The organism is Burkholderia sp. AU30280 (genome assembly GCF_020420125.1).
Taxonomy (GTDB): Bacteria; Pseudomonadota; Gammaproteobacteria; order Burkholderiales; family Burkholderiaceae; genus Burkholderia.
Map to the genome: position 1 here is coordinate 208,091 of NZ_JAIZRY010000013.1, position 14,527 is coordinate 222,617.

Annotated in this window: 15 protein-coding genes; 12 read left to right on the plus strand and 3 right to left on the minus strand. The window is 68.3% G+C overall.

What is annotated here, in order from left to right:
- Window positions 1-17 precede the first annotated feature (17 nt).
- Window positions 18-206, minus strand: a complete 189-nt coding sequence (locus tag LGN17_RS27475; RefSeq protein ID WP_175970347.1) for a DUF2964 family protein — start codon at window positions 204-206, stop codon at window positions 18-20.
- A 288-nt stretch (window positions 207-494) separates the two neighbouring features.
- On the opposite strand from LGN17_RS27475, the gene LGN17_RS27480 reads away from it, so the two are divergent.
- A complete protein-coding gene (locus LGN17_RS27480; protein ID WP_226199931.1) occupies window positions 495-1,142 on the plus strand; it encodes a BON domain-containing protein in 648 nt (215 codons plus the stop codon).
- Between the two features lie 43 nt (window positions 1,143-1,185).
- The gene (ftsH, locus tag LGN17_RS27485) at window positions 1,186-3,099 is read left to right on the plus strand and encodes an ATP-dependent zinc metalloprotease FtsH (RefSeq protein WP_226199933.1); all 1,914 of its coding nucleotides are present in this window, start codon (window positions 1,186-1,188) and stop codon (window positions 3,097-3,099) included.
- Window positions 3,100-3,122: 23 nt separating this feature from the next.
- Here ftsH and LGN17_RS27490 read toward each other — a convergent pair whose 3' ends face one another.
- Window positions 3,123-4,916 carry an adenosylcobalamin-dependent ribonucleoside-diphosphate reductase gene (locus LGN17_RS27490; protein WP_226199935.1) on the minus strand — a complete coding sequence of 598 codons (1,794 nt, stop codon included), beginning with the start codon at window positions 4,914-4,916 and terminating at the stop codon, window positions 3,123-3,125.
- A gap of 55 nt (window positions 4,917-4,971) precedes the next feature.
- Here LGN17_RS27490 and LGN17_RS27495 point away from each other — a divergent pair, with 55 nt between their 5' ends.
- The 10 genes from LGN17_RS27495 (at window position 4,972) to LGN17_RS27540 (ending at window position 14,002) form a co-directional block, all read left to right on the plus strand.
- Window positions 4,972-5,370, plus strand: coding sequence for a hypothetical protein (locus LGN17_RS27495; RefSeq protein ID WP_226199937.1), 399 nt, complete (start codon window positions 4,972-4,974; stop codon window positions 5,368-5,370).
- Between the two features lie 111 nt (window positions 5,371-5,481).
- Window positions 5,482-6,618 (plus strand): TIGR03364 family FAD-dependent oxidoreductase, encoded by a 1,137-nt coding sequence (locus LGN17_RS27500; protein ID WP_413227055.1) that lies wholly within the window; start codon window positions 5,482-5,484, stop codon window positions 6,616-6,618.
- A 440-nt stretch (window positions 6,619-7,058) separates the two neighbouring features.
- Window positions 7,059-7,919, plus strand: a complete 861-nt coding sequence (locus LGN17_RS27505; protein ID WP_226200010.1) for a transporter substrate-binding domain-containing protein — start codon at window positions 7,059-7,061, stop codon at window positions 7,917-7,919.
- A 92-nt stretch (window positions 7,920-8,011) separates the two neighbouring features.
- Entirely contained in the window at window positions 8,012-8,734 is a 723-nt protein-coding gene (locus tag LGN17_RS27510; RefSeq protein ID WP_226199941.1) for an ABC transporter permease, read from the plus strand.
- A gap of 12 nt (window positions 8,735-8,746) precedes the next feature.
- Window positions 8,747-9,493 (plus strand): ABC transporter permease, encoded by a 747-nt coding sequence (locus tag LGN17_RS27515; RefSeq protein ID WP_175970359.1) that lies wholly within the window; start codon window positions 8,747-8,749, stop codon window positions 9,491-9,493.
- A gap of 27 nt (window positions 9,494-9,520) precedes the next feature.
- A complete protein-coding gene (locus LGN17_RS27520; RefSeq protein ID WP_069258218.1) occupies window positions 9,521-10,312 on the plus strand; it encodes an ABC transporter ATP-binding protein in 792 nt (263 codons plus the stop codon).
- A gap of 7 nt (window positions 10,313-10,319) precedes the next feature.
- Window positions 10,320-11,813: an aromatic amino acid ammonia-lyase gene (locus tag LGN17_RS27525; protein WP_226199942.1), complete on the plus strand. Its 1,494-nt coding sequence runs from the start codon at window positions 10,320-10,322 to the stop codon at window positions 11,811-11,813.
- A 56-nt stretch (window positions 11,814-11,869) separates the two neighbouring features.
- Window positions 11,870-12,625 carry a histidine utilization repressor gene (hutC, locus tag LGN17_RS27530; RefSeq protein ID WP_226199944.1) on the plus strand — a complete coding sequence of 252 codons (756 nt, stop codon included), beginning with the start codon at window positions 11,870-11,872 and terminating at the stop codon, window positions 12,623-12,625.
- Between the two features lie 215 nt (window positions 12,626-12,840).
- A complete protein-coding gene (locus LGN17_RS27535) occupies window positions 12,841-13,353 on the plus strand; it encodes a low affinity iron permease family protein (RefSeq protein WP_226199946.1) in 513 nt (170 codons plus the stop codon).
- Window positions 13,354-13,855: 502 nt separating this feature from the next.
- The gene (locus LGN17_RS27540; RefSeq protein WP_226200012.1) at window positions 13,856-14,002 is read left to right on the plus strand and encodes a DUF3096 domain-containing protein; all 147 of its coding nucleotides are present in this window, start codon (window positions 13,856-13,858) and stop codon (window positions 14,000-14,002) included.
- A 74-nt stretch (window positions 14,003-14,076) separates the two neighbouring features.
- Here the strand turns inward: LGN17_RS27540 and LGN17_RS27545 are convergent, their stop codons facing one another.
- Window positions 14,077-14,451 (minus strand): hypothetical protein, encoded by a 375-nt coding sequence (locus LGN17_RS27545; protein ID WP_226199948.1) that lies wholly within the window; start codon window positions 14,449-14,451, stop codon window positions 14,077-14,079.
- Window positions 14,452-14,527: the final 76 nt, after the last annotated feature.

The following is a 14,527-nucleotide window of genomic DNA, read 5'->3' on the forward strand; positions in this document are numbered from 1 at the left end:
CATCAGGGCCGCGTGTATCACGGGCGATCGCCCGGGGCGAGATTCAGCAGGACGACGAACGAGAGGATGCTCATGATCAGCGTGAGGATCGAGTACCTGAACACGCGTTCGTCGAACAGCAGCCCGTGAATGATGCCGGCCAGCGACGCGAGCGCGATGAACACGCTGAGCGTCGCGAGCGCGATTCGATACTGCTTTCGGTTCATGACGGTCTCCCGGGAAGCGGCTGGCGCCGGCTGCCATACGGATGCGAAGCGCCGGGTCGTGGCGGATTTCGCAGGGTCTGGCGTCATGATCGCGTCCCGCTCCGTCGCACGGTTGATCTGCATCAACGGAAAAAACGGCCTGAACGTGCCCGCCGGCGGCTGCCCGAGGCACGCCGTTGCTTGATCCTCGTCAAGCCGCCGGCGCCGCCTTGCGCGATGCTGGATCCGGTGCGGCCCGTCACCGATCGCAAGTGTCGCGATCGACACGCGGGCCGACGGGAGACCGACATGAAGTCCGATGCAGCACTCAAGCAGGATGTCGAGCAGGCGCTGTTCTGGAATCCGGCGATCGATGCGCGCCGGATCGACGTCGACGTACGCGACCGGATCGTGACGCTGCGCGGCACGGTCGACAGCTGGGCGCAGAAGCTCGAGGCGCAGAAAACGGCGCTGCATGTCGAGGATGCGCGCGCGCTGGTGCTCGAACTGAACGTCACGCCGCCGGAGAACGCGTGCGCGGATCAGGAACTGGCGATCGCGATCACGTTCGCGCTCGGCTGGCAGGAGGCGCTGCGCGATCGCAAGATTCGCGTCGAGGTCGATCACGGCTGCGTGACGCTCGACGGCGAAGTGGATCACGCGTTCCAGAGCCGCGCGGCGGAAGCGATGGTGAGCCGGATGATCGGCGTCGTCGGCGTCGCGAATCGCATCCGCGTGCGCGCCGACCCTACGGTGCCGGACGTCGGCACCCGGATCGCCGAAGCGCTCGCGCGGCGCGCGCAGCGCGAATCCGCGGGGATCTCGATCGCCGCCGACGACGGCATCGTCACGCTGACGGGCACGGTCGCGTCGCTCGCCGAACGGCGTGCCGCTTGCGGCGCGGCCGGATCGGTCAGGGGCGTGCGCGAGGTTGTCGACCGGCTGACCGTTGCCTGACGTTGCATGAGCGGGCCCGCGCCCGCCGTGCCGGATCGACGCCATGAAAAAAACATTCGATTACTCCGGACTGCTGATCCCGTTCGCGTTTGCCGTGCTGGTGGCGTATCAGCTGCTGATGGCCCAGCCGGCAACGACGTCGATTTCGTACAGCGACTTTCACCGGCTGGTCGACGCGCGGCTCGTCGGCGATCTCGACGTCGGCCAGTCGTCGATCTCGGGCACGCTGCGCATGCCGGAAGCCGGCGCGGCGCTGCCGGCCTCCGACGCGGCCGCCGTGAAGAAGGCGGGGCCGCCGTGGCGCTTCACGACCAACCGGGTGGCCGACGATCGTCTCGTCAGCGACCTCACGGCCGCCGGCATCCGCTATCGCGGCGCGCCGGATTCAGGCTGGCTCGAAACGCTTGCCGGCTGGCTATTGCCGGTGATCGTCCTCGTGACGTTCTGGAGCTTCATGATGCGCAGGCCGGGCGGGGTCCGGGACCTGAGCGGCATGGGCAAAAGCCGGGCGCGCGTGTACGTGCAGCAGGAAACCGGCATCACGTTCGACGACATCGCCGGCATCGACGAGGCGAAAGCCGAGCTGCAGCAGATCGTCGCGTTCCTGCGCAACCCCGAGCGCTACCAGCGGCTCGGCGGCAAGATCCCGAAGGGCGTGCTGATCGTCGGCGCGCCCGGCACCGGCAAGACGTTGCTCGCACGCGCGGTGGCCGGCGAGGCGGCCGTGCCGTTCTTCACGATCAGCGGCTCGGCGTTCGTCGAGATGTTCGTCGGCGTCGGCGCGGCCCGCGTGCGCGACCTGTTCGAGCAGGCGCAGCAGAAGGCGCCGTGCATCGTGTTCATCGACGAGCTCGATGCGCTCGGCAAGGCGCGCGGCGTCGGCCTGATGTCCGGCAACGACGAGCGCGAGCAGACGCTCAACCAGCTGCTCGTCGAGATGGACGGCTTCCAGGCCAATTCGGGCGTGATCATCATGGCTGCGACCAACCGGCCCGAGATCCTCGATCCCGCGCTGCTGCGGCCCGGGCGCTTCGATCGCCACATCGCGATCGACCGGCCCGACGTGAATGGCCGGCGGCAGATCCTCGGCGTGCACGTGAAGCACGTGAAGCTCGCGGCCGACGTCGATCTCGGCGAACTCGCGCAGCGCACGCCGGGCTTCGTCGGCGCGGATCTCGCGAACGTCGTCAACGAGGCCGCGCTGCATGCGGCCGAACTCGGCAAGCCGGCGATCGGCATGGCCGACTTCGACGAGGCGATCGATCGCGCGATGACGGGCATGGAGCGCAAGAGCCGCGTGATGAACGACGAGGAAAAGCGGACCATCGCGTACCACGAAGCGGGGCATGCGCTCGTCGCGCAAAGCCGCGTGCATTGCGATCCGGTGAAGAAGGTGTCGATCATCCCGCGCGGCATCGCGGCGCTCGGCTACACGCAGCAGGTGCCGACCGAGGATCGCTACGTGCTGCGCAAGAGCGAGCTGCTCGACCGGCTCGACGTGCTGCTCGGCGGCCGGGTGGCCGAGGAAATCGCGTTCGGCGACGTGTCGACCGGCGCACAGAACGATCTGGAACGGGCGACCGCGCTGGCGCGCCACATGGTCATGCAGTACGGGATGAGCGCGAAGCTCGGCCTGGCGACGCTCGACGACGCGACGGCGCAGGGCGGTTCGCCCGGCGTGTGGACGCCGGGCGACGGCCGGTGCAGCGAACACACCGCGCAGTTGATCGACGAGGAAGTGCGCGCGTTGCTCGAAGAGGCGCACGAGCGGGTCGCGGCGACGCTCGGCGCGCATCGCGACGCGCTTGAACGGATCGCGCGGTGCCTGCTGCAGCACGAGTCGATCGATCACGACACGCTGGTGGCGCTCATCGCGCCGCCGGACGATGGCGGCGGTGCGCCGGGGCCTGCGCGCGCCGATGCGGAGCCGGCGACGGCCACGGCCGCGCCGGCCTGACCGGCTGCCGTCGATCGGGCCGCTCAACAGCCGATGCAGACCGCGCCGTCGCGCAATTGCGCGGTGTCGTCGGTGACGACCGACGCGAGCCGCGGATCGGGCCGAAACACCGTGATGCCCTTGAGCCGTTCGCGCCATGCCGCGAAGAACAACGCATCGACCTGAGCCAGCGAACACTGGCTGTCCGTCGTCACGGTCTTCGAGATGCCGGCATCGACGCAGGGCTGGAGCACCGCGAGCATCGCGACGTGATCGGCCGGCGCGATCTCGGCCGCGGTGGCGAAGTAGTCCGGCAGCGCGACGCCGTCGCCATGCAGCGCGCGAAAGAGCCGGTAAGCGTGGTTCTGCACGCGGAACGCGTGCACCTGTCCGTCGGCCGTGCGGACCATCCGGCGCTGCGTCCAGCCGACGGCCGGCTCGATGCCGTTCGAGCAGTTGTCGCAGAACGCGAGACTCACGCTGCCGGCCGGCGCGAACGACAGCAGATGGCTGTTGCGCAGCCCGTGCCGCGCGATCGCGTGATGCACCTTCAGCGGCAGCCGCGTGCGGTATGCGGGGCCGGTCAGGTAAGCGTCCGGATCGTAGGCGGGAAACGCGCCGCGCTCGGCGGCCAGCGCGGCCGATGCGGCAAACGCGTGCTCGCGCATCGTCAGTGCGATGCTGCGCGCACAGGCGCGCGCGTCGACGCTGTCGTAGCGCAGCCGCAGCATCGTCAGCGCGTCGCCCAGGCCCGTCACCCCGACACCGATGCGCCGCGTCCGCTGCGCTTCACGTGCATGCGCGGCGAGCGGCCACGCGGTGAGGTCGAGCACATCGTCGAGCAGGCGGACCTGGACGCGCACCGCGTCGGCAAGCGTCGCGAAGTCGAAGCATGGCGCGCCGTCGATTCCGAACGGATGGCGCACGAACCGCGACAGGTCGATCGGCCCGAGCACGCAGCTGCCGTAGGGCGGCAGCGGCTGTTCGCCGCACGGGTTGGTCGCGTCGATCCGCTCGTGCTCGCGCATTGGATTTGCGTCGCGGATCGTGTCGAGGAACAGCAGCCCGGGTTCGGCGCTGTCGCGCGCGGCGTTGACGATCGCTTGCCACATCTTGCGAGCGGGAACCGTCGCATGAAGGTAGCGCCCGTCCGGCCGCCGGGGCGACGCAACGGCGGCTGCATGGCGCGGCGCGTGATGGACGAGCGCCCATGGCAGGTCGTGCTCGACCGCTTCCATGAACGCGTCCGTGATGCCGACCGACAGGTTGAAGGTCGGCCAGCGCGATCGCCCGCGCTTGGCCGTGACGAACGCAAGCAGATCCGGATGATCGCAGCGCAGGACGCCCATCTGCGCGCCGCGGCGCGGGCCGGTGAACGGTAGTGCGCGGCACATCGCATCGAATCGGTCGATCGCGGCACATACGCCGCGTTCGGGCGACAGGCGGCGTTCGTATGCGCCGGCGGGCGGCACCGGCGAGAAGTCGTAGCCGATGCCGCCGCCCATCAGCAGCGTGAGCCGGGCGTCGTCGAGCGCCTGCGCGAGCGCCGCATCGACGCCTTGCAGCGGCAGGTCCAACGGAACCGCGAGCGGGTGGACGAAGCAGTTGATCATCGTCCCGCCGGCCTTCGAGCCGGCATTCGCCATGATGCGGCCGGCGCCGATCGCGCCGCGCTGCAGGTTCAGGAAGAACATGCGCTCGGTCCGCGCGCGCAGCGCGGGCGGCTCGGCGAGCGACAGTGCACGGGCGACACGCTGGAAGACGGCCGCGCGCGACGTTTCGCCGGGCTGCGCATAGCGCTCGGCGAACACGGTGGTGCAAAGCGGCTGCTCGTCCATGGCGGGGCCCGGCGACGACGGATGAGTCACTGTAAGGGCCTGCCCGTCCGCTTCGTTGATCGAGCGCAACCCGGCGCTCGATGCCGGGGTCCATTTCGTGACGCCCAGCCTCGGCGAACCGACCGCGCCGGCCGGCGAACCGCTCGACGAAGGGGCGGCATGCGACAAGGCGGGCGAGCTCGTCGCGCAAGGACGGGCGGACATCGTTGCAGTGACGCTCGGCGCGCGCGGCGCCTGCCCGGCAGGCTCGCGACGGTGTGCAGCACGGTGGGTGCCGGAGACAGCTTCGTCGGCGGGATGGTCTGGGCGCTGGCCGCGCGGCGTGCCGTTCGACGATGCGTGCCGCTATGCGCTGACCGGCGAAGCGGATTTCACCGCGTGTCGAAATGGCAAAATATGCCAATTCATGCTGTTTTGTGTTTTTTCATTCGAATGTCATCTCGCGTCGCGATAGTGCGAAACCGGGCGCCGGTCCCGGAGGATCTGCCCACGGGGGCGGCAAGCGGTAACCGATACGCCCGCCCAGAACGAGCGGCGCGTGTCATCTCGACAGAAGGAACGTGCAATCGTGAATGCCATCGCAGCAGCAGATTCTTATGACGTGGTCATCGTCGGCGCCGGCATCGTCGGACTCGCGCATGCCTATACGGCCGCCCTCAAGGGGTTGAGCGTCTGCCTGGTCGAACGCGATGCCACATGCGTGGGCGCGTCGATCCGCAATTTCGGCTTCGTCACCGTCACCGGGCAGCACGCCGAACACAGCTGGCGGCGTGCGCGGGCGAGCCGCGAGGTCTGGGCGGACGTCGCGCCGCAAGCCGGTATCGACGTGCTCCACCGGGGCCTGCACCTGATTGCGCGTCGCCCCGAGGCGATGCAGCTGATCGATGCCTTCATGCAGACCGGCATGGCCGACGGCTGCCGGGTCATGACGCCCGGCGAAGCGGCGGCCGTGGCGCCGGCGTTGCGGCTGGACGGCGCGCAAGGCGTGCTGCACAGCCCGCATGAACTGCGCATCGAGCCGCGTACCGCGATCGGGTTGCTGGCGTCGTGGCTGGCGGAACGCTTCGGCGTGCGGTTTCGTTACGGCGAGATGGTGCACGAGGTGCGCACGCCGACCGTGCGGACGTCGCGTGGCGTGCTGCACGCGGAGCGCGTGATCGTCTGCGGCAATGCGGACAGCCGTCACCTGTACGGCGACTGGTTCGCGCGGCACGCAGTCCGGCTGTGCCAGTTGCAGATGCTGCGCGTGCGGCCGCGCCGCCCGGTGGCGCTGCACGCCGCGGTGATGAGCGACCTGAGCCTGCTGCGGTACTCGGGTTTCGCGGCGCTGCCCGCCGCCGACGCATTGCGCACGCGCCTGAAGGCGGAGGAACCGGTGTGCCTCGGTTACGGCATCCACCTGATCGCGGTGCAGAGCGCCGACGGCAGTCTTGTGGTGGGCGATTCGCATGAATACGGCGCCGCACCGCTGCCGTTCGCGACGCAGGAGATCGACGCCCAGATCCTGCGCCTGCTGCACGAGACGCTCGATATACCAGAACTGGACATCGTCGAACGCTGGACCGGTAGCTATCCGTCGGCGCCCAATGCCGATTGCGTGATCGAGGCGCCGGATGACGCCACGCGCGTCGTCGTCGTGACGAGCGGCGCCGGGATGAGCACGGGCTTCGGGATCGCGCAGGACGTGTTTGCCGCGTGGTGACGGCGTGCGCATGCGCGTCGCGCAGTTGCCGGGTTCGCGGGTAGCGCCGGCTTGACCGGCGTGCGCCCAAGCGGCGCTGACGGGCGGCGCATGCGGCCGGCCCGCATGCCCGATTCCGCCGATGCGCTTTTTCGAGCGATGTGCTTGCAGGCATGACCGTGGCATTCGACTGGCGATTTAGCGTGTTTAGCGAAACAGTCGAATCATGAATTTGTCTAGTCATCCTGACAGAAAGATCATACGGAATGCACCAGATTCGTGCCGCGAATCACCGCGAAGAGGCACGGAAAACCCCTGTTATTAGGGGATTTCCCGCGTTTGCCCGGTTTTTTTTGATCAACGCTTGTCGCTCCGTTTTTCTTCTTGCATGCTTGTATAGACAAATTCCTGAGGCTTGCATGACCGAGGGGATGACGAACTTCAACGCAAGGAGAAATCTCGTGAACGGCAAGCGCATCAAGTGGGCAGTCAGGACGATCGGCATCATCGCGGCGGCTGCGGCCACGCTTTCGGCACCGGCGCAGGCGAAGGAATGGAAGACCGTGACGGTGGCGCTCGAAGGCGGCTACGCGCCGTGGAACCTCACGCTGCCGGGCGGCAAGCTCGGCGGCTTCGAGCCCGAACTGCTCGCCAACGTGTGCGAGCGTATCAAGGTGCAGTGCAACATGGTCGCGCAGGACTGGGACGGGATGATTCCGGGGCTGCAGGCCGGCAAGTTCGATGTCCTGATGGATGCGATTTCGATCACGCCGGAGCGCGAGAAGATCCTGCTGTTCTCGCGTCCTTATGCGGCCACGCCCGCGACGTTCGCCGTCACCGATACGAAGATCCTGCCGAAGGCGGCGCCGGGCGCGCCGATCGTCAAGCTGTCGGGCGACGCGAACGCCGACAAGCCCACCGTCGACGCGCTGCGCAAGCAACTGAAGGGCAAGACGATCGGCATCCAGTCGGGCACCGTCTATACGAAGTTCATCAACGACAGCTTCAAGGACATCGCGTCGATCCGCGTGTACAAAACCTCGCCCGAGCGCGATCTCGATCTCGTCGCCGGCCGTATCGACGCATCGTTCGACGATGTCACGTACTACGCGGCGAACAACGCGAAGAAGGACAACGCATCGATCGTGCTCGCGGGCCCGAAGCTCGGCGGACCGATCTGGGGGCCGGGCGAAGGGCTTGCGTTCCGCAAGCAGGATGCCGACCTGAAGACGAAGTTCGATACGGCGATCGGCGCCGCGCTCGCGGACGGCACCGTGAAGAAGCTCGCCGACAAGTGGTTCAAGACCGACGTCACGCCGTAAGCGCATGTCCGGCCGCCGCCGCGCAAGCGGCATGAGCTGCGCGCGGCGGCGCACATCCTGCCGATCCTATCAACGCTTGCCGGGAGGCACGCATGGCGATCCTTGAAATGCTGGGCTTCGGAACCGAAGGCTGGGGCGGCGTGCTGCTGCTCGCCGCGCTGATGACGGTTGCGCTGACGCTTGCCGCGCTCGCGGTCGGCGCGGTGATCGGCGCGGGTATCGCGGCCGCGAAGCTGTCGCGCTACCGCAGCGCCCGCCTGCTCGGCGACCTGTACACGACGGTGTTTCGCGGCGTACCCGAGCTGCTGGTCATCTACCTGTTCTATTTCGGCGGCTCGACGCTCGTCACGGCCGTCGGCCAGTGGTTCGGCGCGGAAGGCTTCATCGGCGTGCCGCCGTTCGTGATCGGCGCGCTGGCGGTGGGGATGATTTCCGGCGCGTACCAGGCCGAGGTGTATCGCGCGGCCGTGCTCGCCGTGTCGAAAGGCGAGCTCGAAGCGGCGCGCGCGATCGGCATGCCGCGCGGCATGGTGTTGCGCCGCATCCTGATTCCGCAGGTCCTGCGCTTCGCGCTGCCCGGCATCGGCAACGTGTGGCAGCTGAGTCTGAAGGATTCGGCGCTGATCTCGGTCACCGGGCTCGCCGAGCTGCTGCGCACGAGCCAGATCGCGGCGAATTCGACCCATCAGTATTTCGTGTTCTTCGTCGCGGGCGGCGCGCTCTACCTGGTCATGACGGGGCTGTCGAACCGCGTGTTCAACCGGGCCGAAGCGATCGTCGGCCGGTCGTTCCGCCGCAACTTCGCACGCAACTGACGGAGCACGCACATGTCACTCGATTTCGACTTCCTGTTCGATACGCTGCGCCAGCTGCTCGCGGCGGTACCGACCACGCTCGGCCTGTTCTTCGCGTCGCTCGTGCTGGGCGGCCTGCTGTCGCTCGTGATCGTCACGATGCGCGTGTCGCCGCGCTGGCTGCCGAACCGCTTTGCGCGTGCATACATCCTCGTGTTTCGCGGCTCGCCGCTGCTGATCCAGATGTTTCTCGTGTACTACGGGCTCGGCCAGTTCGGCGTGATCCGCGAGAGCTTCATGTGGCCGCTGCTGCGCGAGCCGTACGTGTGCGCGGTGCTGTCGCTCGCGCTCTGCACCGCCGGCTACACGGCCGAGATCCTGCGCGGCGGGCTGATGGCCGTGCCGGTCGGGCAGATCGAGGCCGGCTATTCGATCGGCCTGTCGGGCTTCGCGCTGCTGCGCCGCGTGATCGGCCCGATCGCGCTGCGCCAGTGCCTGCCCGCGTATTCGACCGAGGCCGTGCTGCTGGTCAAGTCGACCGCGCTCGCCAGCCTCGTGACCGTGTGGGAGGTGACGGGCGTCGCGCAGCAGATCATCCAGCAAACCTACCGGACCACCGAGGTGTTCGTGTGCGCGGCCCTCATCTACCTGGGCCTGAACTTCGTCGTCGTACGCCTGCTCGGCGCGCTCGAATGGCGGCTGTCGGGCCACCTGCGCGCGCCGAAGCCGTCCGGCCCGCCCGCGGCCGGCGCACGCGATGCGCGCCGCGTCGCATCCTGACCGCGTCCTTCCTTCCAGGAGAATTCGATGAACACAGCTGCTCCCGTCGCCCTGTCGGTCAGGAACATCCACAAGTCGTTCGGCGATCACCATGTGCTGAAGGGCATCTCGCTCGATGCGCACGAAGGCGACGTCATCTCGATCCTCGGTGCGAGCGGATCGGGCAAGAGTACCTTCCTGCGCTGCCTGAACCTGCTCGAAACGCCCGACGACGGCACGGTCGCGCTCGCCGGCGAAGAACTGAAGATGAAGCGCGCGCGCGACGGCAAGCTGCATCCGGGCGACCGGCGCCAGGTCGATCGCATCCGCTCGCAGCTCGGGATGGTGTTCCAGAACTTCAACCTGTGGTCGCACATGACCGTGCTCGACAACCTGGTCGAAGGGCCGCTGCGCGTGCAGAAGCGCAGCCGCGCGGAAGCGGTCGAGGAGGCCGAGGCGTTGCTCGCGCGTGTCGGCCTCGCGGACAAGCGCGGCTACTATCCGGCCCATCTGTCGGGCGGCCAGCAGCAGCGGGTCGCGATCGCACGCGCGCTCGCGATGCATCCGAAGGTGATGCTGTTCGACGAACCGACGTCGGCGCTCGATCCGGAGCTGGTCGGCGAGGTGCTGCGCGTGATGCGCTCGCTGGCAGAGGAAGGGCGCACGATGCTGGTCGTCACGCACGAAATGGGTTTCGCGCGGCATGTGTCGAACCGCGTGATGTTCCTGCATCAGGGCGAGGTCGATGCGGACGGGACGCCCGGCGAACTGTTCGGCGGCCAGTGCTCCGAACGCTTCCGCCAGTTCGTGTCGAGCCATCATGACCGCGCCGCGAACTGAGGCAGCCATGACCGTATTCCGTTCGGCACGGCCGCTCGACTGGCGGCAGATTGCGGCAGTGGCGGCCGGCGCGCCGCTCGCGTTGACCGACGAGGCGCGCGAACGCGTCGTCGCGGCGCGCGAGCTCGTCGATGAAATCGTCGCGCGCGGCATTCGCGCGTATGGCGTCAACACGGGCGTCGGTGCGCTGTGCGACGTGATCGTGTCGCCGGCGCAGCAGGGCGCGTTGTCGCGCAACATCCTGATGAGCCATGCGGTCGGCGTCGGCGCACCGCTCGGCGCGGCGGAAACGCGCGCGATCATTGCCGCCGCGATCAACAACTACGCGCACGGGCACTCGGGCGTGCGCGCCGACATCGTCGACCAGCTGGTCGCGCTGCTCGAACACGATTGCCTGCCGGAAGTGCCGGCGCACGGTTCGGTCGGCTACCTGACCCACATGGCGCACGTCGCGCTCGTCTGTATCGGCCACGGCCATGCGCGTCACCGCGGCGAACGCGTGCGCGGCGACGAGGCGCTGCGCCGCATTGGCCGTGAGCCGCTGGTGCTCGGTGCGAAGGAGGGGCTGAGCCTCGTCAACGGCACCCCGTGTGTCACCGGGCTCGCCGCGCTCGCGCTTGCGCGCGCGGAGCGGCTGCTCGACTGGGCCGACTGGATCGCGGCGACGAGCTTCGAGAATCTCGGCGGCCAGCTCGCCGCGTTCGATCCGGCGTCGCTGGCGCTACGCATTTCGCCGGGCATCGGGCACGTCGGCGCGCGCCTGCGCGCGATGCTTGCCGACAGCGCGATGCTCGCCGCGGCGCACGGGCGGCATACGCAGGATCCGCTCAGCCTGCGCACGATTCCGCACGTGCACGGTGCGGCCCGCGACGTGCTGGCGGTCACGGCGGAAGTCGTCGACCGCGAGCTCGCGTCCGTCACCGACAATCCGATCGTCGCGGGCACGCGCGACGCGCCGGCCGTCCATTCACAGGCGCATGCGGTCGGCGCGGGCATTGCGCTCGCGATGGACAGCCTCGCGGCCGCGATGGCGCAGGTCGCGGCGATTGCCGAGCGGCGGCTCGACCGTCTCGTCAATCCGCTCGTGAGCGGGCTGCCGGCGTTCCTCGCGACGCCGGGCGGCACGTGTTCCGGGTTCATGATCGCGCAGTACACCGCGGTCGCGCTGGTTGCGCAGAACCAGCGGCTCGCCGCGCCCGCGAGCCTCGACGGCGGCATCACGTCGGGCCTGCAGGAAGATCACCTGTGCCATGCGACGCCGGCCGCGCTGAAGGCGCTCGACATCATCGAGAACACCACGCGTGTGCTCGCGATCGAGTTGCTGGCCGCCGCGCAGGCGTACGATCTTCAGGAGAACCGCGCGTCGCCGGCGGCACCGACTGACGCGCTGTGGCGTTACGTGCGCGAACGCGTGCCGGCGTATCACGACGACCGGCCGCTCGCGGACGACATCGCGAGCGCGGCGGCCATCGTCGCGGGCGCACCGCCGTCGCTCGCGTGAAGCAGCGGCGGTGCGATGGTGGGCAGGTCATCCAACCTTCATTCGATCGAGGGCGCATGAACGAAGCGGAACGATACACGGCTGCCCGGCCGGATGCCGCACCGGGCGACGACGTGCCGGCGCGCGCGCTGCCGGCCTACCAGCAGATCAAGCGCTACGTGGTCGAGCGGATCGCGAACGGCGACTGGAAGCCCGGTGGCGCGATTCCGACCGAGGCCGAACTGGTGAAGGAGTTCGGCGTGGCGCGGATGACGGTGTCGCGTGCGCTGCGCGAGCTGACTGCCGAGCGCGTGCTGACCCGCATCCAGGGGGCCGGCACCTTCGTCGAGCGCCGTCATTACGAATCGACGGTGCTCGAGATCCGCAACATCGCCGACGAGATCGCCGAGCGCGGCCATCGGCACAGTGCGCGCGTGGTGTCGATCGAAAGCAGCGACGATCCCGAAGCGGTCGAAGCGCTCGGGCTGCGTACGGGGCCGGTATTTCATTCGCGCATCGTGCATTGCGAGGAGGGCGAGCCGATCCAGTTCGAGGATCGCTACGTCAATCCCGCGCTGTTTCCCGCTTACCTCGAGCAGGATTTCACGGTCGAGACGCCGAACCACTACATGGTGCGGCTCGCGCCGATCCAGCGCGCGGAATTCCGTATCTACGCGCAAAAACCCGATGCGCAGGTGCGCCGGCACCTCGTGATGGAAATCGGCGAACCGTGCCTGCTGCTGCGGCGGCGCACGTGGGTCGGCGGGCAGGTCGCGACGTCGGTGCAGTTGTGGCATCCGGCGTCGCGGTTTCATCTGGCGGGGCGGATGTAGCCAGGGGGCGGGCCGCTACCGCCGTTGGCCGTCGCTACCGGAAGGCGATCGTCGGGGCGGGTCGGGCAGCCGGCTGCCTGATGCCCGAACCCCGCGCGACCGGCGTTCGGGCCGCTCGCGCGGGCCGGTCGACCGGGCACGCAAGCTGCTCGTTGATCGGTGGCGCCCGTGCCATTGCGTGCGCCGAGATCGACATCCTTCTCCGCGAGGCGGCCATGCGTGAAGCGAACCCTCCATCCCGCGCCCGGTCGGGCGCACACGACCGGACCTCGGCGGACCCTCGGGCGGTCGCGGTCCGGCATCCCGTCACGCGCGCGTTCGAACGGTTCGCGTCGCACGTGACCGTGTGGGCCGGTTCGCCGATCGCATTCGGCAGTGCCGTGGCCGTCACGCTGCTGTGGCTCGTCACCGGGCCGCTGTTCCACTATTCGGATGCATGGCAACTCGTCATCAATACCGGGACGACGATCGTCACGTTCCTGATGGTGTTTCTGCTGCAGCGCAACCAGAATCGCGACAGTGTCGCGATGCACCTGAAGCTCGACGAACTCGTCGCCGTCACGCACGCGGCCAGCGACCGGCTGATCGGGATCGAGGACGCGTCGGAGGAAGAACTGCGCGCGATGGCCCAGACCTACCTCGACATGGCGAAGCGGGTCGCCGCCGGGGAGGAACCGCAGGACGCCGGTCGCGATCGCGAGCCGGCCGACCCTTCGCCGGAATCCTGACGGGCGGCGGCGCGACTGCGCAACGACCGGCACGCGATCCGCGGACGATTTTTCAAGCGCTTGTCAATTCTGTCCCGCCGCCGCGGCGCGTGACGGCTTCGGCACGACGAAGCGCCGTGAGACGCGCGAACGCCTGGAGGTATTTGCACGGGCGCTCGCACGCCGAGCCAGGCACGGAAATCGCTCCGATCCGCAAGAGAACGCTGCACGACACGTGTCCGTCGTTCAGATTGCCTGCGCGGGTAAAGAATCTTCCGCCGGTGCGGGGAATCGCGTGCAGCGACGAAGCACAACCTGATGCAGTACGGCCCGTGGCCGCCGGCTGCGTGTTTGCCTGGCGCCCGGAGATCCGCCACCGACATGACTCGGGTCAAGCGCATGCCTCCTGCCGAGTAGCCGGATGTCGATGGGCGGCAAACGCACTTTCAAGCGACATCGTTTCAGTTTCAGGAGAGGCGCTTCACTCAGCGATATCGCGATCTATTGTCAAGAGGGCAACGCCATGTACGCATTCACGAACCTGAGCCCATTGGTCTCGCTGATCGCCGGAATTCTCATTCTGGTGGTACCGCGCCTGCTGAACTACATCGTCGCAATCTACCTGATCGTCATAGGATTGCTCGGGCTTTTCGGCGGACATTTCCACTGAGGTACCGCGTGGAGAGACGCTGTGCATGACCGAACCGGGGCACGCACGCGAATGTGCGGGAACGCAGAGTACATTCAAAAAAGACGGCGCATCGGAACCTGCGTGTGTTCGACGTGCACCTCGACTGAATCCCTGGGCACGGTCATTCGCGTGCGGCCACGCAGTGCGTCGGCGGGCGCGGCCAGGGCGAGTGGTCCTGACCGTTTCATGATGTAGTCGCCCACGTGCACGACGAAATCGAGATCGCGTTCGTCGGCCGGCAGCGTCATCGCTTTCCGGTGGTTCGCGCTGCAGTCCTGGCGGGTGAGCCACGCGAAGCGAACCTGTTCGTTGGCCTCATGAGCGTCCGGCGCAGTGCGCGCGATACCCGTCAGGCTGCCGTCGTCGCCGGCGACGAACCTGTCGTGGTAGAGGGGCTTCGGCGAGAAGGCCGTCACCTTCGCGCGCACGATGAAGTCGTGGGTGGCCAGCGCCCTCGGCGGGACGCTGCGCGCGAGCGCCCGGCCGATCGAACGCGCTTGCGGG

Bases quoted from the DNA above. Each gene is read 5' to 3' on its own strand.
- LGN17_RS27490 (WP_226199935.1), bottom strand. From the start codon at position 4,916: ATGGACGAGCAGCCGCTTTGCACCACCGTGTTCGCCGAGCGCTATGCG.
- LGN17_RS27525 (WP_226199942.1), top strand. From the start codon at position 10,320: ATGACCGTATTCCGTTCGGCACGGCCGCTCGACTGGCGGCAGATTGCG.
- LGN17_RS27515 (WP_175970359.1), top strand. From the start codon at position 8,747: ATGTCACTCGATTTCGACTTCCTGTTCGATACGCTGCGCCAGCTGCTC.
- hutC (WP_226199944.1), top strand. From the start codon at position 11,870: ATGAACGAAGCGGAACGATACACGGCTGCCCGGCCGGATGCCGCACCG.
- LGN17_RS27475 (WP_175970347.1), bottom strand. From the start codon at position 206: ATGAACCGAAAGCAGTATCGAATCGCGCTCGCGACGCTCAGCGTGTTC.
- LGN17_RS27535 (WP_226199946.1), top strand. From the start codon at position 12,841: ATGCGTGAAGCGAACCCTCCATCCCGCGCCCGGTCGGGCGCACACGAC.
- LGN17_RS27540 (WP_226200012.1), top strand. From the start codon at position 13,856: ATGTACGCATTCACGAACCTGAGCCCATTGGTCTCGCTGATCGCCGGA.
- LGN17_RS27480 (WP_226199931.1), top strand. From the start codon at position 495: ATGAAGTCCGATGCAGCACTCAAGCAGGATGTCGAGCAGGCGCTGTTC.
- LGN17_RS27520 (WP_069258218.1), top strand. From the start codon at position 9,521: ATGAACACAGCTGCTCCCGTCGCCCTGTCGGTCAGGAACATCCACAAG.
- LGN17_RS27510 (WP_226199941.1), top strand. From the start codon at position 8,012: ATGGCGATCCTTGAAATGCTGGGCTTCGGAACCGAAGGCTGGGGCGGC.
- ftsH (WP_226199933.1), top strand. From the start codon at position 1,186: ATGAAAAAAACATTCGATTACTCCGGACTGCTGATCCCGTTCGCGTTT.